The organism is Pseudotabrizicola formosa, from assembly GCF_002900965.1.
Classification (GTDB): domain Bacteria; phylum Pseudomonadota; class Alphaproteobacteria; order Rhodobacterales; family Rhodobacteraceae; genus Pseudotabrizicola; species Pseudotabrizicola formosa.
This window is the reverse complement of the sequence record NZ_PJOM01000002.1, coordinates 303,940-325,448: the sequence shown is the minus strand read 5'-3', so window position 1 is coordinate 325,448 and position 21,509 is coordinate 303,940. Positions and strand designations below refer to the sequence as shown.

At 65.9% G+C, this 21,509-nt stretch carries 21 protein-coding genes and 1 riboswitch; of the genes, 13 read left to right on the top strand and 8 right to left on the bottom strand.

What is annotated here, in order from left to right; genetic code table 11:
* Positions 1–4 precede the first annotated feature (4 nt).
* The 3 genes from phoB (at position 5) to CXR43_RS05600 (ending at position 1,928) form a co-directional block, all read left to right on the top strand.
* The gene (gene phoB, locus CXR43_RS05610) at positions 5–697 is read left to right on the top strand and encodes a phosphate regulon transcriptional regulator PhoB (protein WP_103333084.1); all 693 of its coding nucleotides are present in this window, start codon (positions 5–7) and stop codon (positions 695–697) included.
* Between the two features lie 66 nt (positions 698–763).
* Positions 764–902: riboswitch (FMN riboswitch) on the top strand.
* A gap of 72 nt (positions 903–974) precedes the next feature.
* The gene (locus CXR43_RS05605; RefSeq protein WP_103333083.1) at positions 975–1,466 is read left to right on the top strand and encodes a 6,7-dimethyl-8-ribityllumazine synthase; all 492 of its coding nucleotides are present in this window, start codon (positions 975–977) and stop codon (positions 1,464–1,466) included.
* Between the two features lie 105 nt (positions 1,467–1,571).
* A complete protein-coding gene (locus tag CXR43_RS05600) occupies positions 1,572–1,928 on the top strand; it encodes a thiol-disulfide oxidoreductase DCC family protein (RefSeq protein WP_103333082.1) in 357 nt (118 codons plus the stop codon).
* On the opposite strand, the gene CXR43_RS05595 is transcribed toward CXR43_RS05600, so the two are convergent.
* From CXR43_RS05595 to CXR43_RS05585, 3 genes are all read right to left on the bottom strand, one after another.
* Positions 1,925–2,287 (bottom strand): YigZ family protein, encoded by a 363-nt coding sequence (locus CXR43_RS05595; RefSeq protein WP_103333081.1) that lies wholly within the window; start codon positions 2,285–2,287, stop codon positions 1,925–1,927. The genes CXR43_RS05600 and CXR43_RS05595 overlap by 4 nt on opposite strands.
* A complete protein-coding gene (locus tag CXR43_RS05590) occupies positions 2,284–3,576 on the bottom strand; it encodes a DUF2254 domain-containing protein (protein ID WP_168219758.1) in 1,293 nt (430 codons plus the stop codon). The genes CXR43_RS05595 and CXR43_RS05590 overlap by 4 nt, the downstream gene beginning before the upstream one ends.
* 75 nt (positions 3,577–3,651) lie before the next feature.
* Positions 3,652–4,392: a M48 family metallopeptidase gene (locus tag CXR43_RS05585; protein ID WP_168219757.1), complete on the bottom strand. Its 741-nt coding sequence runs from the start codon at positions 4,390–4,392 to the stop codon at positions 3,652–3,654.
* Between the two features lie 211 nt (positions 4,393–4,603).
* On the opposite strand from CXR43_RS05585, the gene CXR43_RS05580 reads away from it, so the two are divergent.
* Positions 4,604–4,858, top strand: a complete 255-nt coding sequence (locus CXR43_RS05580; protein ID WP_103333079.1) for a DUF8831 family protein — start codon at positions 4,604–4,606, stop codon at positions 4,856–4,858.
* On the opposite strand, the gene CXR43_RS05575 is transcribed toward CXR43_RS05580, so the two are convergent.
* Positions 4,855–5,292 carry a DMT family transporter gene (locus tag CXR43_RS05575; protein ID WP_103333078.1) on the bottom strand — a complete coding sequence of 146 codons (438 nt, stop codon included), beginning with the start codon at positions 5,290–5,292 and terminating at the stop codon, positions 4,855–4,857. The two genes, CXR43_RS05580 and CXR43_RS05575, sit on opposite strands and share 4 nt — an antisense overlap.
* Before the next feature lie 22 nt (positions 5,293–5,314).
* Positions 5,315–5,569, bottom strand: coding sequence for a DUF167 domain-containing protein (locus tag CXR43_RS05570; protein ID WP_103333077.1), 255 nt, complete (start codon positions 5,567–5,569; stop codon positions 5,315–5,317).
* 121 nt (positions 5,570–5,690) lie between these two features.
* On the opposite strand from CXR43_RS05570, the gene CXR43_RS05565 reads away from it, so the two are divergent.
* Together CXR43_RS05565 and CXR43_RS05560 are read left to right on the top strand one after the other, a co-directional pair.
* Positions 5,691–6,284: a nitroreductase family protein gene (locus CXR43_RS05565; protein ID WP_103333076.1), complete on the top strand. Its 594-nt coding sequence runs from the start codon at positions 5,691–5,693 to the stop codon at positions 6,282–6,284.
* Entirely contained in the window at positions 6,284–6,973 is a 690-nt protein-coding gene (locus tag CXR43_RS05560) for an EI24 domain-containing protein (protein ID WP_210402081.1), read from the top strand. The genes CXR43_RS05565 and CXR43_RS05560 overlap by 1 nt, the downstream gene beginning before the upstream one ends.
* 142 nt (positions 6,974–7,115) lie before the next feature.
* Here CXR43_RS05560 and CXR43_RS05555 read toward each other — a convergent pair whose 3' ends face one another.
* The 3 genes from CXR43_RS05555 to CXR43_RS05545 all read right to left on the bottom strand — a co-directional run bounded on the left by CXR43_RS05555 (position 7,116) and on the right by CXR43_RS05545 (position 11,444).
* Positions 7,116–7,427: a DUF1622 domain-containing protein gene (locus tag CXR43_RS05555; RefSeq protein ID WP_168219756.1), complete on the bottom strand. Its 312-nt coding sequence runs from the start codon at positions 7,425–7,427 to the stop codon at positions 7,116–7,118.
* A gap of 193 nt (positions 7,428–7,620) precedes the next feature.
* The gene (locus CXR43_RS05550; RefSeq protein WP_103333073.1) at positions 7,621–9,510 is read right to left on the bottom strand and encodes an acyl-CoA synthetase; all 1,890 of its coding nucleotides are present in this window, start codon (positions 9,508–9,510) and stop codon (positions 7,621–7,623) included.
* Between the two features lie 152 nt (positions 9,511–9,662).
* Positions 9,663–11,444: an ABC transporter transmembrane domain-containing protein gene (locus tag CXR43_RS05545; RefSeq protein WP_103333072.1), complete on the bottom strand. Its 1,782-nt coding sequence runs from the start codon at positions 11,442–11,444 to the stop codon at positions 9,663–9,665.
* A gap of 251 nt (positions 11,445–11,695) precedes the next feature.
* Between CXR43_RS05545 and CXR43_RS05540 the strand changes: the two genes are divergently transcribed.
* From CXR43_RS05540 to metH, 7 genes are all read left to right on the top strand, one after another.
* A complete protein-coding gene (locus tag CXR43_RS05540) occupies positions 11,696–12,520 on the top strand; it encodes an alpha/beta fold hydrolase (protein WP_103333071.1) in 825 nt (274 codons plus the stop codon).
* On the top strand, positions 12,517–13,473 hold the full coding sequence (locus tag CXR43_RS05535) for a threonine ammonia-lyase (protein WP_103333070.1): 957 nt from the start codon (positions 12,517–12,519) through the stop codon (positions 13,471–13,473). The genes CXR43_RS05540 and CXR43_RS05535 overlap by 4 nt, the downstream gene beginning before the upstream one ends.
* A 3-nt stretch (positions 13,474–13,476) precedes the next feature.
* A complete protein-coding gene (locus tag CXR43_RS05530) occupies positions 13,477–14,262 on the top strand; it encodes an alpha/beta fold hydrolase (protein ID WP_103333069.1) in 786 nt (261 codons plus the stop codon).
* The gene (locus CXR43_RS05525) at positions 14,255–14,980 is read left to right on the top strand and encodes an alpha/beta fold hydrolase (RefSeq protein WP_103333068.1); all 726 of its coding nucleotides are present in this window, start codon (positions 14,255–14,257) and stop codon (positions 14,978–14,980) included. Before CXR43_RS05530 ends, CXR43_RS05525 begins: the two co-directional genes overlap by 8 nt.
* Positions 14,977–16,200 (top strand): TCR/Tet family MFS transporter, encoded by a 1,224-nt coding sequence (locus CXR43_RS05520; protein ID WP_103333067.1) that lies wholly within the window; start codon positions 14,977–14,979, stop codon positions 16,198–16,200. Before CXR43_RS05525 ends, CXR43_RS05520 begins: the two co-directional genes overlap by 4 nt.
* A gap of 144 nt (positions 16,201–16,344) precedes the next feature.
* A complete protein-coding gene (locus CXR43_RS05515; RefSeq protein ID WP_103333066.1) occupies positions 16,345–17,592 on the top strand; it encodes a mandelate racemase/muconate lactonizing enzyme family protein in 1,248 nt (415 codons plus the stop codon).
* A 134-nt stretch (positions 17,593–17,726) separates the two neighbouring features.
* The gene (gene metH, locus CXR43_RS05510; RefSeq protein ID WP_103333065.1) at positions 17,727–21,491 is read left to right on the top strand and encodes a methionine synthase; all 3,765 of its coding nucleotides are present in this window, start codon (positions 17,727–17,729) and stop codon (positions 21,489–21,491) included.
* Positions 21,492–21,509 lie beyond the last annotated feature (18 nt).

The following is a 21,509-nucleotide window of genomic DNA, read 5'->3' as shown; positions in this document are numbered from 1 at the left end:
GCTGATGGCTCATACCTCTCAACCCGTTGTGTTGCTGGTCGAAGACGAGCCCGCACAGCGCGAAGTCCTGGCCTATAATCTGGAGGCCGAAGGCTTTCGTGTCGTGCAGGCCGCCAATGGCGAAGACGCGCTGATGATGGTCGACGAAGACACGCCCGATATCATCATCCTGGATTGGATGATGCCGGAACTGTCGGGGATCGAGGTCTGCCGCCGGCTGAAGATCCGGCCCGAGACCCGATCCATCCCGATCATCATGCTTTCGGCGCGTGCCGAAGAGGTGGACAGGATACGGGGTCTGGAAACCGGGGCCGATGACTATGTGATCAAACCCTATTCGGTGCTGGAACTGATGGCCCGCGCCCGGGTTCAATTGCGCCGCGTGCGCCCGTCCACCATCGGCGTGGTGCTGGAATGGGATGACATCAGGCTGGACCCGGAAACCCACCGGGTCTACCGGGGCAATTCGGTGCTGAAACTGGGCCCGACCGAGTTCCGCCTGCTCTCCACCTTCATGGAAAAGCCGGGCCGGGTCTGGTCACGCGAGCAATTGCTGGACAGGGTCTGGGGCCGCGACATCTATGTCGACAGCCGGACGGTGGATGTGCACATCGGCCGGTTGCGCAAGTCCTTGATGCAAAATGGCGGTGAAGACCCGCTGCGCACGGTGCGCGGCGCGGGCTATGCGCTGGGGTAACCCGTTTCTGCACAGGTGCTGCGCAAAAACCTGTCTTGCCCTGTCCTGCCGAAAGCCGTAGCAAACGGGTGTTCTCAGGGCGGGGCGCAATTCCCCACCGGCGGTAAAGCCCGCGAGCGCCTTGCGCCCCCTGTGGGGCACTTGGGTCAGCAGATCCGGTGAAACTCCGGGGCCGACGGTATAGTCCGGATGAAAGAGAATGGTCTGTGTCCGCCTCCCCGGCGGCCAGTGCCGTTTGATGCTCTGGGGCCTGACGCAGCAACGCAAAGGTTCCATAATGACCAACCCCACTCCCTACACCGCCCCGGCCCGTGTCGCCGTGATCCGTGCCCGCTGGCATGCCGATATCGTCGACCGCGCCCATGACAGTTTCGTCGCCACCGCCGCCACCCTTTTGCCCCAGACAGATGTGGACACGTTCGACGTGCCCGGCGCGTTCGAAATGCCGCTGCTGGCGAAAAAGCTGGCGGAAACCGGGCGCTATGATGCCGTTGTTGCCATCGCCTTTGTGGTCGATGGCGGGATCTACCGGCATGATTTCGTGGCCGGTGCCGTGATTGACGGGCTGATGCAGGCGCAGATGACCACCGGCGTTCCGGTGTTCTCGGTGTCGCTGACCCCGCACAACTACCAGCCCGCCGATGTGCTGACCGCCTTCTTTGCCGAGCATTTCGTGAAAAAAGGGACCGAAGCGGCCGAGGCCGTGCGACAGGTTCTGACCTTGACCGCAGAGCTTGCACCGGCGCAACCGGCGCGCAAAAGCGCCTGACGCCAAAGCCCGGGCGCGTCCCCCAGCGCGCCCGGCCCCTGTGCGCGGCCCCTGCGCGCGGCTGTCACACTGTCCGTGGCCGCACCAAGTGCTATCTTGCATTTCATGGATGACCAGACCCGCGTGCTTTACAACCAGACCTGCCCGATCTGCCGGGCCGAGATCACCGCCTATCAGCGCCGCGCGCTGCGCGACGGCCTGCCGATCCGCTTTGACACCCTGGAGCAGGCGTCAGACTGGGGGCTGACCCCGGATCAGGCGGCCCGCCGCTTGCATGTCTGGCACCAAGGGCAGGTGCTCTCCGGTCTGGCGGCCTTCCGCGCGCTGTGGCAGCAGATGCCGCACCTGCGCTGGCTGGCGTGGGTGACGGGCCTGCCCGGTGTGCAGTGGGGGGCCGAGCGGCTCTATGATCATATCCTTGCCCCGCTGCTCTACCGCGCGCATCGTCGCAGGCAGCGCTAGCCTGCCTTGCGCCACGCCTCCAGAAAGGCGCGCACACAGGTGACCACATGGGCAAAGCGGTCGCCGCCCAGATGCACGCCGCCATACCAGCGCGTCACCACCACAATGCAATCGGTCAGGCCTTCGCGCTCCAGCATCTTCAGGATCACCGCGCCCGCGCCGGATTCGCCGTCATCCTGCCGCAGAGGCCCCTCGTCGCTCAGGATCGCGGCCCAACTGTTGTGCGTGGCCCTGGCATATTTCTTTTGCCGCTTCAGATCACGCAGAAAGCGCTCCACCCCGTCGCGCCCGTCCACCGCCCCGCCCGACACCGCATAGCGCGAGCCCCGGTCACTGACCACAGCCTCAAGCTGGATCATCGCCTGCCCCGCGCGGGCCGCGACGCATAGAGATCGGCGTTCAGCTGTTCGATGCGGCGCAGATCCTCGGGGTAGAGCGACCCGCCGCGCGCCTCGGCCAGCGCCCGGTCAGACAGATGCAGGGCCGCCTCGGCAAAAGCCTCCGGCGCGCTGTCCACCAAAGCAGCAAGCATCTTCTGCAGGCGCAGCTGCACCGAAATCACCCCTGCCCCGTCGCGCGCAATGCCGGCAAAGGCGTCTTCCAGCAGATCCTGCATCGCCAGCCCTGGCACCGCAATCAGCGCAAACTCCGGCTCCGGGTCCACGTCGCGCGCGCTCCACTGCTCCAGCACGCGGAACTGCCGGCCCAGCACATCCAACGCCGTGCCGGGGTCATTCACCGCCGGCGATAGCGCCCGTTCGGCAATCTCGGACAGGACCGACAGGCCAAAGCGTGGGTCTTGGTCAAAGGTCCGGGCCTTGGCGATGGTGAACGCATGTTGCGCGGTCTCCAGACAGGCCTCCCTGTCCGGCCCCGCCAGCACCCGCGGCGACAGCCACGCCAGCACCCGTTTGCGATAGACAAAGCTGCCCGGCAGAACATCAAGCCTTATCAGGGGCTGATCTCCGCCCACTGTCTCGGCCAGCGTTTGCAGGGCCGGCATATCGACATGGCACAAATAGCCCGAGCCTTCGGGATAGACCGCGATCCAGTCTTGCTCTGCCGGGCCTGCCGGCACGCCGCCCAGAAACGGCTGCGCGATCCGTGACTTCATGGATTGCATCGCGGCGACCTCGACACGGTCCACCGTGTCGATCAACCGGCCAAAATCGGTCAGATGCGTGATCCAGCGCACCAGCGCCAGCACCACTGCCAGCACCACCCACATGGTGGCAAAGAACAGCACCACCCGACCGGCGGCGTCGAAGACACCGCTGCGGATGCCGATCAGAGCGAACAGCGAAAACAGGAACGACCCCAGAAACGTGGCCAATACCATCTGCGACGTGGTGTCTTCCTTCAGCAGCGTCACCGCGCGCGGAGTGCCCGACCCCGACGCCGCCCCATAGGCCGTCAGCATGATCGACACCGAAAAGGTGGTCACCGCCAGCATGCTGGAGGCAAGGATGCTCAGGATGCTTTCGATCGCATCGGCGGCCTCGATATCGGCCAGCCAGTCAGGCAGGAAGGGCGACACCAACGGTGTTATGGCAACAACGGCAATCCCTGCCACGCCGAAGAACGACGTCCGCACCCACAGCTTGCGCAACCCCTTGCGCAGCTCGAACATGAAACGTGTCGCAATCATCAGCCCCTGCCCTCCTGCCGCCCGCACCCGCATGAGTGCACACAAAGCCGGCATGGGTGCAAGCTCAGGCGTCCGTTAACGCAACCCCGCAGCGACCCGGCGCACGATCTCCTGCCGTTGCGCGTTGGGCGGGTGAGAGCCAAGGAACTGGTCGCCCGGGTCCGGCAGACGGGCAAAGAAGGCCGAGCCCCGGACCGGATCGAACCCGGCACGAAACGCGATTTCGGCCCCCAGCGCATCGGCCTCCAGTTCAAAATCGCGCGCATAGGTCCGCGCGCCCATCGTGGCCCCCATCTGCTGCGCGGCCCGCACGGCCTCGGGTGTGGCGCCCGAGGCCTGCGCCAGCACCCCGGCCAGCACGGCCCCGGTGGTGGCAGTCCGCTGCACCTGCGGAATATGCCCCGCCACATGATGCGCCGCCTCATGCCCCACGACAAAGGCAATCTCATCGGCATTGCGCGCATCGGCGATCAGCGCCAGCGTAAAGCCGATGATCGGCCGGCCCGAGCGGTCCAGCGTCTGAAACGCATTGGGGGGCTGATCGGGGCGGTCATCCACCACAATCTGGAAATCGCAATTGCTGCGCGGGTTGCGCTCACGGCACATCGCTTCGGCCACCGGTTCCACGCGCGCCACCACGGCCACGAAATTGCGCGCGGCCTGCTCTTCGGTCAACCGGTCGCCCGGAAAGGGGGCCGACCCCGCCGGCAAGGGCAAGGGCGGCATCGCCGGACCATTGGCCGGATAGGCCACAGGCTGGCAGGCGGCCAACATACCCGCGAAAGCCACCATCATTGCGATGCGTTGAAAGACCATCTGCCGCCTCACGGATTATTGTCGGAGTTTTTCTTTTGATTGTCTGGCAAGATAGCAGGTGCCCCGGCAGACAAAAGGCCCCGCATCACCCTTCACGCCAAGTTGCACGGGTCGGGGCCTCTGCAGCCAGATCTTGGCCTCGCCGGGGGTGTCACCTGCCCCGCAGAATATGATATTGCGCTTGCCAAGGCAGCGGCGCTACTCTGATGCCATGTTTACCATTGAACACGATTTCGACGCGACGGTGATCACCCTGATCGACGAAGGGTCCGAGGGTCTGGAAGAGGATGTCACCATCCTTGCCTTCGAGGAATGCGTGGTGCTGGAACAGCAAGACCCCCTGACGGGCGATGTCGTTCGGGTGACCCTGTCGATGGGGCAACTGGCCGATCTGGCGGCGGCGCTTGACCTGCCCGAAGGCAGCTACCGGCTGGAACGGCCCGCCAAACCATCAACCACCGCCTAAAGCCGCGACAAAACGACCCCCGCCGCCACGAGGCAAACCGCCAGCACCCGGGTCAGACTGATCGGCTGTACCGGCACCCCAAAGGCCCCGATGGCATCAAGCACCAGCGCCCCCGCCATCTGCCCCAGAATAAGCGCCGCCATCGCGGTCACCACCCCCAGCGTCGGCACGCCCGAAATCACCGACCAGACGTAATACGCCCCCAGCAACCCCCCCGCCCATTGCCACAGCGGCACGCTGCCCAGCCTGGCAAAGGGATGGCTGACCGTTGCATAGCTCAGCGCCAGCAGGGCGATGAAACCGACGGCAAAAGACACCGCCGCGGCTGGCAGCGTCGCCCCAAGGGTTTTGCCCAGGGCCCCGTTCAGCGGGGCCTGCACCGCAATGGCGATACCGCCCAGAAGAATGGCCAGAAGCGCGGGAAGCTGAGACATGGGCGGGCCTTTCGGGATCGGGTCAATCAAGCCGGAATGTCTTGTCGCGCGCCGTGGCCCCGCGCACAAGGGTAAGCCGTATTTTCGCCACGCCCAAAGCATGGGCCAGCGCCTCCACGACCGCAGCATTGGCACGCCCCTCATCCGCCGGTGCGGTCACGCTGATGCGGAAGCCTTCATCCGTATGGGTCACGCCCGGCTGCCGGGCGCGCGGCGTCACCCGGACCCGGATCTCGGCCCCTGCCAGGGCCAGATGGCTCCATGCGCCTTTGATCATGTCCCCCCCCCGTCTGCCACGACCCTGACCCAGCCGCGCGCCCGATGCAACCTGCCCGCGGGCACTGGAATTCCGCCGCGCCACCGCATAGCTTGCACCCGACCAAAGACCGGAGCGCCCAATGCCTGACCCGAACCCTGCCGTGCTCGCGTATCTGGCCACCCGCCGCTCACCAGGGGCCAAGACCTTTACCGCCCCGGTGCCTGACCGCGACGCGGTCCTGCAGATCCTGACCCTTGCCGCCCGCGTGCCCGATCATGGCAAGCTGGAACCCTGGCGGATGATCGTACTGGACCGTGCCGCCATGGCGCGGCTGGCCGATCTGGCCGAGGCGCGGGCGCTTGCGCTTGGCGGCGACGCGCAGATGGTCGAAAAAGGCCGGGGCCAGTTCGATCGCGGGCAGCTGGCGGTGGTGGTGATCTCATCGCCCAAACCCGCCGAAAAGGTGCCGCTGGCCGAACAGCTGCTGTCGGCGGGGGCCTTGTGCATGAACATCGTCCATGCCGCCACGGCCGCCGGCTGGGGCGCGTGCTGGCTGTCGGGCTGGCCGTCGCATGACGCCGCCTTCCGGGCAGAGGCCTTTGGCTGCACAGCACAGGAAACGGTGGCAGGCATCATCCACATCGCCACCCCCGGACCGATGGGGCCGGACCGCCCGCGCCCCGATCTGTCGCGTCTGGTCAGCTGGGCCGATGAGGATGACACCTTCAGATGATCATCGGGGATTTTCTCAAGGCGCTGCGGCAGCTGTCCGACCCGCGCTTTCGCAGGGTGATGGTGCTGGGGGTGCTGTTGTCGCTGGCGCTGCTGGTGGCGGTCTATGCCGGATTTCTGGCGCTGATCCAGATGGTGGTGCCTGACAGCGTGGCCATTCCCTTTGTCGGCCCGGTAGAGGGGCTGGATACGCTGTTGTCCTGGGGCTCGGCGCTGCTGATGATCGGGTTGTCGGTGTTTCTGATGATGCCGGTGGCTTCGGCCTTTACCGGGCTGTTTCTGGAAGACGTGGCGCAGGCGGTGGAGGACCGGCATTATCCCGCGCTGCCACCCGCGCCGCGCATCCCCTTGGGCGACGCGCTGGTGGATGCGGCGAATTTCTTTGCCCTGCTGATCGCGGTCAATGCGCTGGCGCTGATCCTTTATGCCTTTGCCGGGCCGTTCATTCCGGTGGTGTTCTGGGCGGTCAACGGGCTGCTGCTGGGGCGGGAATATTTCACGCTGGTGGCCATGCGGCGGCTGGGGCGGGAGGGGGCGAAGGCCCTGCGCAAGCGGCACCGGGGCAAGGTCTGGCTGGCGGGGGTGCTGATGGCGGCCCCCTTGTCGGTGCCGCTGATCAACCTGTTGATCCCGGTGCTGGGGGCGGCCACCTTTACCCATCTGTTCCACCGGCTGAACCGGGGGGCGTGAGGGGGCCTGTGGCGGCTTCCCCCTGTGTTACAGGGGTGGGATATGTTTGAAATCAAGGGCTTGGCCTTTGATATTCATGAAACATTAATGTTTATGCGGCGCAACCGGCGCGGGCCGGAGGGCCAGCCGCAGCCCATCGCAATCATTCCTTTTCCAGCGCCCGCATTTCATGTTCAAGCACGAAGGAGATCAGCGACCGGATCAGCACCAGCCCGCCCAGCAGCAGGATCGTGTCCACATTCAGGTGCAGCACGGTGCGGATCAGGTCGGCCACGATCAACACGTCCAGCCCGGCCAGAATGTGCCGCCCCAGCGCCAGCCGCCCCCGGTTGAGCTGATGGCTGCGTTCATGCGCATCGCGACGCAGGGCTTCGCCGGAAAAGAACCAGCCTGAAAACCGCAGGACACCCAGAACGAAAATCGCGATTGAAAACAGTTCAATCGCGAGGGCCACCCAGTCCAGAACAGCAGCGGTGGCAGGCAGATGATCACCAAGGGCCAGAATGACAATGCTCCTGTGTTCAAAGGATCAACACGCATCCCGCCCGACTGTTCCCCCGACGCCGCACCGGCCAGCGGTCAGCACCGCACCGGCGGTGCCAAGGCGCGCCCCCTGTCCAGAGCCGCGCCGCCCGGGCCGGGAGGGCTCAGGCCGCCCAGTCCCATGGGCTGGTGAAGCCGCCCAGCGCTTCGGTCACCTTGGCGTCCTCGACCTCGCCCGATTTGCTCAGCTTGGCGACCAGACCGCGTTTCTTGTCTTCGGTGACCAGTGCCACGCGGGCGGGGATGCCTGCCTGTTCCAGTGCGGCATCATAGACGCGGGTGATGGCCATGCGGCGCAGGTCGGGCTTGAACACCTTGCCGACGGCGGTTTTGGGCACTTCGGGCAGGATCTCGATGTATTTCGGCAGGGCCGCGCGTTCATGGATGTGTTTGCTGGCATACTCCATCAGGTCGGCCACGGTGGCGGTGGAGCCTTTGACGAGTTCGACGTAAGCCGCGGGCAACTCGCCCGAATGCGCGTCTGGCTGACCGATGGCGCCGACCACGGCCACCGCCTCATGCCCCATCAGCGCCTCTTCGATGATGGCGGGGTCGATGTTGTGGCCGCCGCGGATGATCAGATCCTTGGCCCGCCCGGTGATGAACAGATAGCCATCGGCATCGATGCGGCCCAGATCGCCGGTGCGCAGGAAGCGGCCTTCGGCGAACAGATCCTTGTTCTTGTCGACCTCGGTATAGGTCGAGCCTTCATAGACGCCGGGGTTGGCGACGCAGATTTCCCCCACCTCATCCACGCCGCATTCGCGGAAGCCTTCGGGCGTCTGGATCAGGATGCGGACATGGGTATAGGGGAAGGGCAGACCCACCGAGCCGATCTTCTTTACCCCATCGGGCGGGTTGATCGACACCAGGCAGGTGCATTCGGTCAGGCCATAGCCCTCGACGATCTCGACCCCGGTTTCCTTTTTGAAGCGGTTGTAGAGTTCGACCGGCAGCGGCGAGGAGCCGGAGAAGGCGTTGCGCAAGGTAGAAATATCCGCATTCACCGGGCGCTGCATCAGCGCCGACAGCGCGGTGGGCACGGTGATCATATAGGTGGCCTTGTAGCGTTCGATCAGTTTCCAGAAATTGTCGAACACCCCGTCGCCACGATAGCCCGCCGGGGTCGGGAACACCGCATGGGCGCCTGATGCAATCATGCTCATGAGGATCGGATAGGTGGCAAAGACATGGAACAGCGGCAGCGGGCACATCACCACATCATCGGGCTTGAACAACAGCTGATGTCCCAGCCAGCCGTTGTAGATCATGCCTGACACCTTGTGCTGCGCCACCTTGGGCATGCCGGTGGTGCCGCCGGTGTGGAAATAGGCGGCCACACGGTCGCGCGGCTCGTCGGCAAAGGTGAGCCGGTCGGCAGGCTGCCGGGCCAGTTCGGTGGCGAAGTTGCGCACATTGGCGGTGTGGCTGGTGGGGTTCTTGGGCCGGATCAGCGGCACGATGTATTTCTTGGCCCCCGACAGATAGCGCACCAGATCCACCTCGAGCACGGTTTTCACCGAAGGCGCATGGCGCACCGCCTCGGCCACCTTTTGCGGCACATCGGTTTTGGGAAAGGCGCGCAGGGTGACCACCACCTTGGCCTTGGTCTCGCGCAGGATGGCGCTGATCTGTTCGGGTTCCAGCAGCGGGTTGATCGGATTGACGATCCCCGCCACCGCGCCGCCGATCAGGGTCACGGCGGTTTCCAGCGTATTGGGCAGCACAAAGGCCACCACATCCGTTTCGCCCACGCCCAGGCTGCGGAACAGGTTGGCGGCCTGCGTGGCCTGGGCGTGGAATTGCGCCCAGGTGAGGGTGTCGCGGCGGGTGTCGGGGCCCGAGAGCAGCTGATAGCTCAGCGCAGGGCGCTGGCCGTGGCTGGCCTTGGCCGCGCTGATCGCCTCATGAATCGTGCGCGCCACCGGGCGCTTGGCCCATGGCATCTCGGCCTCGGTCGCGGCGATATCCTCACGCGTGACGAATTTTCCCATTGGTCCCCTCCCCTGTGGTCCTGCGCAGCCCCGTTGACGCGGGGCCTGTCTTCCCTGCGCCCAACATGTGGGCAAACGGATGGTTTGCCAAGCGCGGGTGACGGGTGGCAACGCAACGTCAGGGCGCGGCGGTGGCCATGGGGCTGCGCCGGTCAGGCCGCGCCATCGGTGAATTGCAGGCGGGCGAGGCGGGCGTAGAGGCCGCCCTGTGCCACCAGATCATCATGCTTGCCCTGGGCCACGATGCGGCCCTGATCGAAGACCACGATCCGGTCGGCCCGTTTCACGGTGGCCAGGCGGTGCGCCACCACCAGGGTGGTGCGGCCGATCGCCAGGGTTTCGACCGCCGATTGCACCAGCCGTTCGGATTCGGCATCCAGCGCCGAGGTGGCCTCGTCCAGCAGCAGCACCGGCGCGTCGCGCAGGATGGCGCGGGCGATGGCGATGCGCTGTTTCTGCCCGCCCGACAGCATGACGCCGCGTTCGCCAAGATAGGTGTCATAGCCCTGCGGCAGCAGGCTGATGAAGTCATGTGCCGCAGCGGCGCGGGCGGCGGCTTCGACTTCGGCATCGCTGGCAGAGGGCCGGCCAAAGCGGATGTTGTCGCGGGCCGAGCTGGCAAAGATCACCGGGTCTTGCGGCACCAGCGACAGCGACTGGCGGAAATCGGTGCGGTCCAGATCGCGCAGATCCACCCCGTCGAGCCGCACCGCGCCCTGCTGCGGATCATAGAAGCGCAAGAGCAGTTGCAGGATCGTGGTCTTGCCCGCGCCGGAGGGGCCGACCAGCGCCACCGTCTCGCCGGGGCGGACATGCAGCGATACCGCATCCAGCGCCGAAGCGTCGGGCCGGGCCGGATAGCGGAAGGTCACCGCATCAAAGCGGATGTCGCCGCGCACCGGGCGCGGCAGCGCCTTGGGCTGGGCAGGGTCTTTCACCGGATCGGTGGCGTGCAGCAGTTCCACCAGCCGTTCGGTGGCCCCGGCGGCGCGCTGCAATTCCCCCCAGATTTCAGACAGCGCGCCCACCGATCCGGCCACCATGATGGCATAGATCACGAACTGGATCAGCTCTCCGGCGGTCATCGCCCCGGCGCGGACATCGCGTGCGCCCATCCACAGCACGCCGACAATGCCGGTGAACACCAGAAAGATCACAAAGATCGTCAGCACGGCGCGGGTGCCGATGCGGGTCTTGGCCGAAGCAAAGCTTTTTTCCGTCACCTCGGCAAAGGCGGCGCGGGTCTGGCCTTCATGGGTGAAGGCCTGCACGGTCTGCACCGAAGACAGCGCCTCGGAGGCCGAGCCGGAAGACGAGGCGATCCAGTCCTGATTTTCGCGCCCCAGGGTGCGCAACCGGCGCCCCAGGATGATGATCGGCACCACGACCACCGGCACGATCAGCAAGACCAGCCCCGCCAGTTTGGCCGAGGTCAGCAGCATCAGTACCAACCCCCCCAGCAGGATCAGGCTGTTGCGCAGCGCGATGGAAACCGAAGACCCGATCAGCGACAGGATCAGCGTGGTGTCGGTGGTGATGCGGCTGAGCACCTCGCCGGTCATGATGCGTTCAAAGAAGGCGGGCGACAGCATCAGCACCCGGTCAAACAGCGCGCGGCGGATATCGGCCACCACCCGTTCGCCCAGGCGGGTCACAAGATAATAGCGCATGCCCGAGCCAAAGGCGAACAGCCCGGCGATGATGATGGCCGCGCCGAAATACTGGTCGAGGATCACCACATCGGCATTGAAATTGTCGACCACCCGGCGCACCGCCAAGGGCAGCACAAGGCTGACAGCGGCGGTCAGCACCAAGGCCAGCAGCGCCAGCACCAGCAAAGGCCGGTAGGGAGAGAGAAAGGGCAAAAGCCCGGCAAGCGCACCGACCTGTTTCGATTTTGCGCGGTCCTCGGTCACTGTGGGTGTGCGTGCCATATCGTCCTGCCTTGTTGTGCTGCGGGTTTAGGCAACCCGCGCCACCGGGGCAAGCGCCCCATTTGCCGCGCCCCGTGCCGCCCGGCGCGCCAGTGATCTCTGCGGGCGGCTCTGGGGAGCGTCTCTGGAACGGGGGCGCGGCAGGGCGCGACAGTCCTGTCCTGTGCATGGGAACTTGCGGGCAAGGCGCGCTTGGGCTTTATCTGCTGCCGGGGATATGCCCCGCCGCGATGGACCACAGGAGCCTGCCGATGACCGCATTTTTCACTGCACCGGATGGCGCGCGTCTGGCCTATGACGAGCAGGGCGAGGGTCTGCCGGTGCTGTGCCTGTCCGGGCTGACCCGGACCATGGGCGATTTTGACTATATGCAGCCGCACCTGCCGCCGTGCCGGCTGATCCGGATGGACTACCGGGGGCGCGGGCAAAGTGCCTGGACCGGGGCCGAGACCTATACGGTGCCGGTCGAGGCGGGCGATGCGGTGACGCTGCTCGACCATCTGGGGGTAGAGCGTGCGGCGGTCATCGGCACCTCGCGCGGCGGGCTGATCGGGATGATGCTGGCGGCGGTGGCCCGGCCGCGCCTTTTGGGGCTTTTGTTGAATGATGTGGGGCCAGAGATCCACCGCCCGGGGCTGGAGCGGATTTTCGACTATGTGGGGCGCAATCCGTCAGCAAAGACCCATGCGGCGCTGGCGGCAGCCCTGCCGGGCGTGATGCCGGGCTTTTCGGATGTGCCGGCCAGCCGCTGGCTGGAAGAGGCGCGCCTGCATTACCGCGAAACGCCCGAAGGCTTGCGCATCACCTATGATCCGGCGCTGCGGGATGCGTTTCTGGCGGCGTTCCAAGGGCCGCCGGTCGATCTGTGGCCACTGTTCGACACCTGTGCCGGGCTGCCGCTGGCGTTGATCCGGGGGGCAAATTCCGATCTGTTGTCGCGGGCCACGGCGGATAAGATGCGTCAGCGCCGCCCCGACATGATCTTTGCCGAGGTCCCCGACCGCGCGCATATTCCGTTTCTGGATGAGCCGGAGGCCGTCGCGGTGATCCATGATTTCCTGAGGGCCTGCGCATGAACATCACGATGATCGAAGCCGCAGCGGCGCGTCTTGCGGGCCAGGCGCGGATCACACCGCTGCTGAACGCGCCCCTGCTGGATGCCGCCTATGGCAAGCAGGTGTTTGTGAAGGCGGAATGCCTGCAGGTGACCGGTTCGTTCAAGTTCCGGGGCGCGTGGTCGGCGGTATCGGCCCTGCCTGCGGGGACAAGGGGCGTGCTGGCCTATTCCTCGGGCAATCACGGCCAAGGCGTGGCGCTGGCCGCCGCACGGCACGGGTTGGACTGCGTGGTGGTGATGCCATCGGACGCGCCGCAGGTGAAGATCGCCAATACACAAGCCTATGGGGCAAAGGTGGTGCTTTATGACCGCGCCACCGAGGACCGCGATGCGCTGGGGGCTGCGCTGTGCGCGCAGCACGGGCTGGTGCTGATCAAGCCGTTTGATGACCGCCAGGTGATTGCCGGGCAAGGCAGCGTGGGGCTGGAGATTGCGGCGCAAGCCCGCGCGGCGGGCATTGATGCCGCCGATGTCCTGGTCTGCTGTGGCGGGGGCGGGCTTTCGGCGGGGATCGCGCTGGCGCTGGAGGCGCAGGCCCCGGGCCTGCGCTTGCGCACGGTGGAACCGGTCGGATTTGACGACATGGCGCGGTCCCTGGCGGCGGGGCAGAGGCTGCGCAATCTTGCGACCACAGGCTCGGTCTGCGACGCGATTCTGACGCCCAGCCCGGGAGAGCTGACCTTTCCGGTCTTGCAGCGTCTGGCCGGGCCGGGGATCACCGTCACCGATGATCAGGCGCTGCAGGCGATGGTGCTGGCCTTTGCCCACCTGCGGCTCGTGCTGGAACCCGGGGGGGCCGTGGCGCTGGCGGCGGCGCTGTTTGCGGAAACGAAAGATCCGGTGATCTGTGTGGCAAGCGGCGGCAATGCCGACCCGGCCCTGTTCCGCGACGCCTTGGCCCGGTTTGGCTGAGCCATGGCGCTGGCGTTCTTTCCCGACCTGCGGCTGAACATGGACCTGTCCGGACCGGACAACGCGCCCCCGGTCGTGTTGCTGCACGGGCTTGGCACCAGCCTGCGGCTTTGGGATGCGGTGGCAGCACGGCTGCCCCGCCATCGCCTCCTGCGGCTGGACTTGCGCGGGCACGGTCTGTCGGATGTGCCGCAAGGCCCCTATGCGATGGGTGCGCTGATCCATGATGTCGAACGGGTGATGGCGCAGGCAGGCCTGCGCGACGCGGTGGTGGTCGGCCATTCGCTCGGCGGGATGATCGCGCAGGGTCTGGCGGTCAAGCGGCTGGATCTGGTGCGCGCCATGGTGCTGAGCAACAGCGCAGCCCGGATTGGCCTTGCCGCACAATGGCAGGCGCAAAGCGATGCGGTGCGCACAGGTGGCATCGCCGCCATCGCCGACACCACGCTGGAGCGGTGGTTTGGCCGCCAGTGGCGCGATGCCCCGGCGCTGGCGCAGGCCCGCGCCCTGCTGCTGGCCACCGATCCCGAAGGCTGGAGGGGGGCTGCGGCGGCGCTTGCCGGCACTGATTTCTACACGCCCACCGCCGGGCTCACCCTGCCCACCCTTGCGCTTGCCGGCATCCGCGATGGGGCCACCCCGCCCGATCTGGTCCGGGAAACCGCCGATCTGATCCTTGGCAGCCGGTTCCAGCTGATCCGCGGGGCGGGCCATCTGCCGATGCTGGATCAGCCGGAGACCGATGCCACCGTCTTGCACGACTTTCTGGAGAGTATCGGCCATGTCTGACTTCCTGCTGATCCACGGCTCTTGCCACGGGGCCTGGTGCTGGCACCGGGTGATCCCGGCGCTTGCCGCCCTGGGCCACACCGCCCGCGCCATCGACCTGCCCGGCCATGGCCGCGACCGCACGCCGGCGCAGGCGGTGACGCTTGACAGCTATGCGCAGGCGATCTGTGCCGCAGTGACCGGCCCGACGATTGTGGTCGGCCATTCCATGGCGGGCTATGCGATCACCGCCGCGGCCGAACATGACCCCATCCATATGGCCGCCCTGGTCTACCTCTGCGCCTATGCGCCGGTGTCGGGGATGACATTGGGCGACATGCGCCGCGCCGGCCCCCGCCAGCCGCTGGCCCCGGCGATCCGGGTGGACAAGGCGGGCGGCGCCTTCAGCTTCGACCCCGCTCAGACCGCTGCGCTGTTCTACCACGACTGCGACCCGCAGGCGCAGGCCCTGGCCAGCCTGTGCCTGACCCCGCAGCCGATCACGCCGCAGGAAACCGCCCTCACGCTGACCCAGCGCAGCCAGTCCCTGCCCCGGCATTACATCCGCTGTCTGGAGGACCGCGCCATCCCGCCCGAGTATCAGGCGGTGATGGAACAGGCCGTGCCAGAGGCAAATCGCAGCACCCTGGCCGCCTCCCATTCGCCGTTCTTCGCCTGCCCCGAGGCCCTGGCCCAGCGCCTGCACGACATCGCCCAAGCCGCACGGGCCCCGAAGTGACCGCCACGCCAAGGCTCGCGCTGAGCTTCATCCTCGCCACGGTGACGCTGGATGCCATCGGGATCGGGCTGATCTTTCCGGTGATGCCCGATCTGATCCGCGCCGTCACCGGGCAGGATCTGGCGCATGCCGCCCTCTGGGGCGGGGTGCTGGCCACATCCTATGCGGTGATGCAGTTCCTGTTCGGCCCGATCCTTGGCGCGCTGTCAGACCGGTTTGGCCGCCGACCGGTGCTTCTGGTATCGCTGCTGGTGATGGGGCTCGACTATCTGGTGATGGCGGTTGCCCCCACGATCTGGCTGTTGCTGATCGCGCGGCTGGTGGCGGGGATCACGGCAGCCACCTATTCCACCGCCATTGCCTATATCGCCGATATCACCCCGCCCGATCAGCGCGGAGCGCGGTTCGGGCTGATCGGCGCAGGCTTCGGTGTGGGCTTCGTGCTGGGGCCGCTGATCGGCGGGCTGCTGGCGGGGGTGGATACCCGCGCGCCCTTCTATGCCGCCGCGGCGCTGGCCTTTGCCAACCTGCTCTTCGGCCTGCTGGTCCTGCCCGAAACCGTGACCGACGCCACCCGTCGCCGCTTCAGCCTGCGCCGCGCCAATCCGCTGGGCGCGTTGCGCGCCGTCAGCCGCCTGCCCGGTCTGCGCCTGACGCTGGCCTGCTTCCTGATCCTTGGCATCGCGATGAATGTCTACCCGGCGATCTGGGCCTATTACGGCCAGGCCCGCTTTGGCTGGTCCAGCCAGATGGTCGGCGTCTCGCTGGCGGTATATGGCATCAGCTTTGCCCTGGGCCAGGCCCTGCTGGTCGGCCCGATGATCCGCCGCTTTGGCGAACACCGCGCGGCGCATTACGGCATGTGGGTCGATGTGATCACCCTGACCGGGCTCGGCCTCGTCACCTCGCCCGTTCTCGCCCTGATGCTCACGCCCGTCACCGCCCTTGGCGGCGCTGTCACCCCGGCGCTGCAAGCCATCGCCAGCCGCGCCGCACCCGCCGATGCGCAAGGCGAGGTGCAGGGCGTGCTGTCCAGCCTGAATGCCATCGCCATGATCACCTCGCCCCTGATCATGACCGCCACCTTCAGCGCCTTCACCGCGCCCGGTGCCCCGGTCTACGCCCCCGGCGCGCCCTTCCTGCTGGCCGCCGCCCTGATGCTGGCCTGCGTGGCCCTGCATGTCCTCGGTCCGCGCCTGCGCCGCCCCCACCCCGCCTGATCGCCCGTTTGCGGCAGAAAGTGTCGCAAATACCTTTGCCAGACCCTGAAACGCCCCTTATCCTCATTATCTGTTCTTAAATATCCTGCAGGGGGTCCGGGGGACGCAAAGTCCCCCGGCGCTTGCCGCAAAAGGACCACTGGCATGAAACTCGCCGCGCTTGAAATCTTCGTCGTGGCCCCGCCCTTCCCCGGCTGGGGCGGGCGTTACTGGATCTTCCCAAAGCTGACCACCGCCTGCGGACTCGTCGGCTACGGCGAATGCTACGCCTCCACCGTCGGCCCCAAGGCGATGATCGCGGTGATCGAGGATGTGTTTGCCCGCCACATGGAAGGCTCCTCGCCCGAAGACATCGAGCTGATGTACCGTCGCGCCTATTCTTCCGGCTTCACCCAACGCCCCGACCCCACCGTGATGGGGGCGTTTTCAGGGTTGGAGATTGCCTGCTGGGACATTCTGGGCAAGGCCCGCAACCGGCCGGTCTGGGCGCTTCTGGGCGGCAAGATCAACAGCCGCATCCGCAGCTATACCTACCTCTACCCCGAGCCCGGCAATGAAGACCCCGAGTTCTGGGTCGATCCCGACGCCGCCGCGGGGGCTGCGGTCCGCTTCATGGAGATGGGGTTCACGGCCGTGAAGTTTGACCCCGCCGGCCCCTATACCCTGCGCGGCGGGCATCAGCCTGCAATGTCCGACATCTCGCGCTCGGTCGCCTTCTGCCGCGCCATCCGCGCGGCGGTGGGTGACCGGGTAGACCTGCTCTTTGGCACCCATGGCCAGTTCACCACCGCTGGCGCCATCCGGCTGGGGCGTGAGCTGGAGCCCTACAATCCGCTGTGGTACGAAGAGCCCATCCCGCCCGACAACCTGCTGGAATTTGCCGAGGTCGCGCGCGCCGTGCGCATCCCGCTGGCCACCGGCGAGCGGCTGACCACCAAGGCCGAATTCGGCGCGCTCTTGCGTCATGGCGGGGTCAAGATCCTGCAACCGGCCTTGGGGCGGGTGGGCGGTCTGTGGGAGGCCAAGAAGATTTCCGCCATGGCCGAGGTGTTCAATGCCGAAATGGCCCCGCATCTCTATGCCGGACCTGTCGAATGGGCGGCGAATGTGCATCTGGCGGCGTCGATCCCCAATCTGCTGATGGCCGAGACGATCGAGACGGGCGGGGCCTTCCACCAAAAGCTGATCCGCAATTCCATCATCTGGGAAAACGGTTACATCCTGCCGCCCGAGGCCCCCGGTCTGGGCATCGACTTTGACGAGGATGTCGCGCGTGCCCATCCCTATACCGGCACGGGCCTGCATCTGCAGATGCAAGAAGCGCCTTGCGATTACACCAATGGCAACCGCTTTGAAGGCGGCGCGCCCTCGACCCTGCCGCACAAGACCTGAGCCAGCAGCGCGGCGCGCAATATGAACGCCGCGCATAATCTTCCTGCGCAATATGAATTGGCGTCACGTGGGCAGGCGGCCTAAAGTGGCATATGGCATCCTTGAGGTGCCCTTTGCCATTTGATCGGAACGCCATGACCACCGCCACGCCCGTCAGATCCCCGGTTTTTGACCAGATCACCGCCCTGTCGCGGAAAAAGATCCTGATCCTTGATGGGGCCATGGGCACGCAGATCCAGGGCCTTGGCTTTGGCGAGGCAGAGTTCACCGCCCATGGCGCGGGCTGCGCCTGCCACCCGCCGATGTTCGGCGAAAAGCCCCATCCGCAACAGGGCAACAATGACCTGCTGATCCTGACGCAAGCGCAGGCGATCGAGGATATCCACTATGCCTATGCACGCGCGGGTGCCGATATCGTGGAGACCAATACCTTTTCCTCCACCTCCATCGCGCAGGCCGATTACGGGCTGGAGCATCTGGTCTATGACCTGAACTTCCACGGCGCGCGGCTGGTCCGGCAGGCGCTTGACCGCGCCACGGCGGAAGATGGCCGCCCGCGCTTTGTGGCCGGTGCCCTTGGCCCCACCAACCGCACCGCCTCGATGTCCCCGGATGTGAACAATCCCGGCTACCGCGCGGTGACCTTTGACCAATTGCGCGCAGCTTATGCCGAGCAGTTGCGCGGGCTGATCGACGGCGGGGCCGATCTGATCCTGATCGAGACGATCTTTGACACGCTGAACGCCAAGGCCGCGATCTTCGCCTGTGAAGAGGCCTTTGCCGCGCGCGGGGTCCGCCTGCCGGTGATGATCTCGGGCACCATCACCGACCGCTCGGGCCGCACGCTTTCCGGCCAGACGCCGACCGCCTTCTGGCATTCGGTGCGCCATGCGCAGCCGCTGACCATCGGGCTGAACTGCGCGCTGGGCGCGGCCGAGATGCGCGCCCATCTGGCCGAGCTTTCCGCCGCCGCCGACACGCTGATCTGCGCCTATCCCAATGCCGGGCTGCCGAATGAATTCGGCGCATATGACGAATCGCCCGAAGTGATGGCTGCGCAGATCGAGGAGTTTGCCCGCGACGGTCTGGTGAACATCGTCGGCGGCTGCTGCGGCTCGACCCCCGACCACATCCGCGCCATCGCGCAAGCCGTGGCCAAATACCCGCCCCGCGCCATCCCCGAGCAGCCGCCCCTGATGCGCCTGTCGGGGTTGGAACCCTTCACACTCACCCGCGACATCGCCTTCGTGAACGTGGGCGAGCGGACGAATGTGACCGGATCGGCCAAGTTCCGCAAGCTGATCACCAACCGCGATTACACTGCAGCCCTCGACGTGGCGCGGGATCAGGTGGAAAACGGCGCGCAGATCATCGACGTGAACATGGATGAGGGGCTGATCGACTCGCGTCAGGCGATGATCGATTTCCTGAACCTGATCGCGGCGGAACCCGATATTGCCCGCGTGCCGGTGATGATCGATTCGTCCAAATGGGAGGTGATCGAGGCCGGGCTGCAATGCGTGCAAGGCAAGCCGATCGTGAATTCGATCAGCATGAAGGAAGGCGAGGCCGCCTTTCTGCATCAGGCCCGCCTGTGCCGCGCCTATGGGGCGGCGGTCGTGGTGATGGCCTTTGATGAACAGGGTCAGGCCGATACCGAAGACCGCAAGGTGGAGATCTGCACCCGCGCCTATGCCCTGCTGACGGGCATCGGCTTTCCGCCCGAAGACATCATCTTTGACCCCAACGTGTTCGCCGTGGCGACGGGGATTGAGGAGCACAACAATTACGGCGTCGATTTCATCAACGCCACCCGCCGCATCACCACCGATCTGCCGCATGTGCATGTCTCGGGCGGTGTCTCCAACCTGTCGTTCAGCTTTCGCGGCAACGAACCGGTGCGCGAGGCGATGCATGCCGTGTTCCTTTATCACGCCATTCAGGCGGGGATGGATATGGGCATCGTCAACGCAGGCCAGTTGGCGGTTTATGACAGCATCGACCCGGACTTGCGCGCCGCCTGCGAGGATGTGGTGCTGAACCGCACACCGCAAGCGACCGAGCAGATGCTGGAAATTGCCGAGCGCTTCAAATCCACCGGCGCGCGTGAGGCGAAGGAACGCGACCTGAAATGGCGGGACTGGCCGGTGGAAAAGCGGCTGGAACATGCGCTGGTCAATGGCATCACCGAATTCATCGATGCCGATACCGAGGAAGCGCGGTTGCAGGCCGACCGTCCGCTGCATGTGATCGAGGGCCCGCTGATGGCGGGGATGAACGTGGTGGGCGACCTGTTCGGGGCGGGCAAGATGTTCCTGCCGCAGGTGGTCAAATCCGCCCGCGTGATGAAACAGGCCGTGGCCGTGCTGCTGCCCTATATGGAAGAGGAAAAGCGCCTTTCGGGCGGCACCGGGCGCGAGAGCGCGGGCAAGGTGCTGATGGCCACGGTGAAGGGCGATGTGCATGACATCGGCAAGAACATCGTGGGCGTCGTGCTGGCCTGCAACAATTACGACATCATCGACCTTGGCGTGATGGTGCCTGCGGCCAGAATTTTGCAGGTCGCGCGCGAGGAAAAGGTCGATATCATCGGGTTGTCCGGCCTGATCACGCCTTCATTAGATGAAATGGTGCATGTGGCCGCCGAGATGGAGCGCGAGGGGTTCGACATTCCCCTGCTGATCGGCGGGGCCACCACGTCCCGCGTGCATACGGCGGTGAAGATCCACCCGAAATACGCGCGCGGGCAGACGGTCTATGTCACCGATGCCAGCCGGGCTGTGGGGGTTGTCTCCGCCCTGCTTTCCCCCGATCAGACTGTATCTTATGTGGAAACCCTGCGCGCCGAATATGAAAAGGTGGCCGAAAACCACGCCCGCGCCGAATTGGCCAAGAAGCGCCTGCCCTTGGCCGCGGCCCGCGCCAATGCAATGAAGATCGACTGGAACGGCTATCATGTTCCCGCCCCCTCCTTCCTTGGCACCAAGGTCTTTGAGGACTGGGATCTGGCGGAACTGGCTCGCTATATCGACTGGACGCCGTTTTTCCAGACATGGGAACTGAAAGGCGTCTATCCGAAAATCCTCGACGATCCGGCGCAGGGTGCCGCCGCCCGCGCACTTTTTGCCGATGCGCAAGCGATGCTGGCGCAGATCATCGCGGAAAAATGGTTCCGCCCCCGTGCCGTGGTCGGGTTCTGGCCCGCCAATGCCGTGGGCGATGACATCAGCCTGTTCACCGATGAGACGCGCGCAGCCCCCCTTGCCACCCTGCACACGCTGCGCCAGCAGGTCACCAAACGTGACGACCGCCCCAATGTGGCGCTGTCCGATTTTGTGGCCCCAATCGGCACGACCGACTATGTCGGCGGCTTTGTGGTGACGGCGGGAATAGAGGAAGTGGCGATTGCCGAACGCTTTGAGCGTGCCAATGATGATTTCAACGCGATTCTGGTCAAGGCACTGGCCGACCGTTTCGCCGAGGCCTTTGCCGAGCGGATGCATGAAAAGGTCCGGCGCGAGCTGTGGGGCTATGCGCCGGACGAATCCCTTGCCCCCGACGAGCTGATCGGCGAGCCGTACCGGGGCATCCGCCCCGCGCCCGGCTATCCGGCACAGCCGGACCACACCGAAAAAACCACGCTGTTCAAGCTGCTGGATGCCGAAGCCGCCACCGGCGTGCGGCTCACGGAAAGCATGGCGATGTGGCCGGGGTCATCGGTGTCGGGGCTCTATATCGGCCATCCGCAGGCCTATTATTTCGGCGTGGCAAAGGTGGAACAGGACCAGGTTCTGGACTATGCTGCCCGCAAGCAGATGCCGGTGGATCAGGTGGAACGCTGGCTGGGGCCGATCCTCAACTATGTTCCCCAAGCCACACCGGCCCTGGCGGCGGAATAGAATAGCTGTCAACCATAA

Coding starts and splice junctions, on each gene's coding strand:
- phoB (WP_103333084.1), top strand. CDS start 5: ATGGCTCATACCTCTCAACCCGTTGTGTTGCTGGTCGAAGACGAGCCC.
- CXR43_RS05605 (WP_103333083.1), top strand. CDS start 975: ATGACCAACCCCACTCCCTACACCGCCCCGGCCCGTGTCGCCGTGATC.
- CXR43_RS05600 (WP_103333082.1), top strand. CDS start 1,572: ATGGATGACCAGACCCGCGTGCTTTACAACCAGACCTGCCCGATCTGC.
- CXR43_RS05595 (WP_103333081.1), bottom strand. CDS start 2,287: ATGATCCAGCTTGAGGCTGTGGTCAGTGACCGGGGCTCGCGCTATGCG.
- CXR43_RS05590 (WP_168219758.1), bottom strand. CDS start 3,576: ATGATTGCGACACGTTTCATGTTCGAGCTGCGCAAGGGGTTGCGCAAG.
- CXR43_RS05585 (WP_168219757.1), bottom strand. CDS start 4,392: ATGGTCTTTCAACGCATCGCAATGATGGTGGCTTTCGCGGGTATGTTG.
- CXR43_RS05580 (WP_103333079.1), top strand. CDS start 4,604: ATGTTTACCATTGAACACGATTTCGACGCGACGGTGATCACCCTGATC.
- CXR43_RS05575 (WP_103333078.1), bottom strand. CDS start 5,292: ATGTCTCAGCTTCCCGCGCTTCTGGCCATTCTTCTGGGCGGTATCGCC.
- CXR43_RS05570 (WP_103333077.1), bottom strand. CDS start 5,569: ATGATCAAAGGCGCATGGAGCCATCTGGCCCTGGCAGGGGCCGAGATC.
- CXR43_RS05565 (WP_103333076.1), top strand. CDS start 5,691: ATGCCTGACCCGAACCCTGCCGTGCTCGCGTATCTGGCCACCCGCCGC.
- CXR43_RS05550 (WP_103333073.1), bottom strand. CDS start 9,510: ATGGGAAAATTCGTCACGCGTGAGGATATCGCCGCGACCGAGGCCGAG.
- CXR43_RS05545 (WP_103333072.1), bottom strand. CDS start 11,444: ATGGCACGCACACCCACAGTGACCGAGGACCGCGCAAAATCGAAACAG.
- CXR43_RS05540 (WP_103333071.1), top strand. CDS start 11,696: ATGACCGCATTTTTCACTGCACCGGATGGCGCGCGTCTGGCCTATGAC.
- CXR43_RS05535 (WP_103333070.1), top strand. CDS start 12,517: ATGAACATCACGATGATCGAAGCCGCAGCGGCGCGTCTTGCGGGCCAG.
- CXR43_RS05530 (WP_103333069.1), top strand. CDS start 13,477: ATGGCGCTGGCGTTCTTTCCCGACCTGCGGCTGAACATGGACCTGTCC.
- CXR43_RS05525 (WP_103333068.1), top strand. CDS start 14,255: ATGTCTGACTTCCTGCTGATCCACGGCTCTTGCCACGGGGCCTGGTGC.
- CXR43_RS05515 (WP_103333066.1), top strand. CDS start 16,345: ATGAAACTCGCCGCGCTTGAAATCTTCGTCGTGGCCCCGCCCTTCCCC.
- metH (WP_103333065.1), top strand. CDS start 17,727: ATGACCACCGCCACGCCCGTCAGATCCCCGGTTTTTGACCAGATCACC.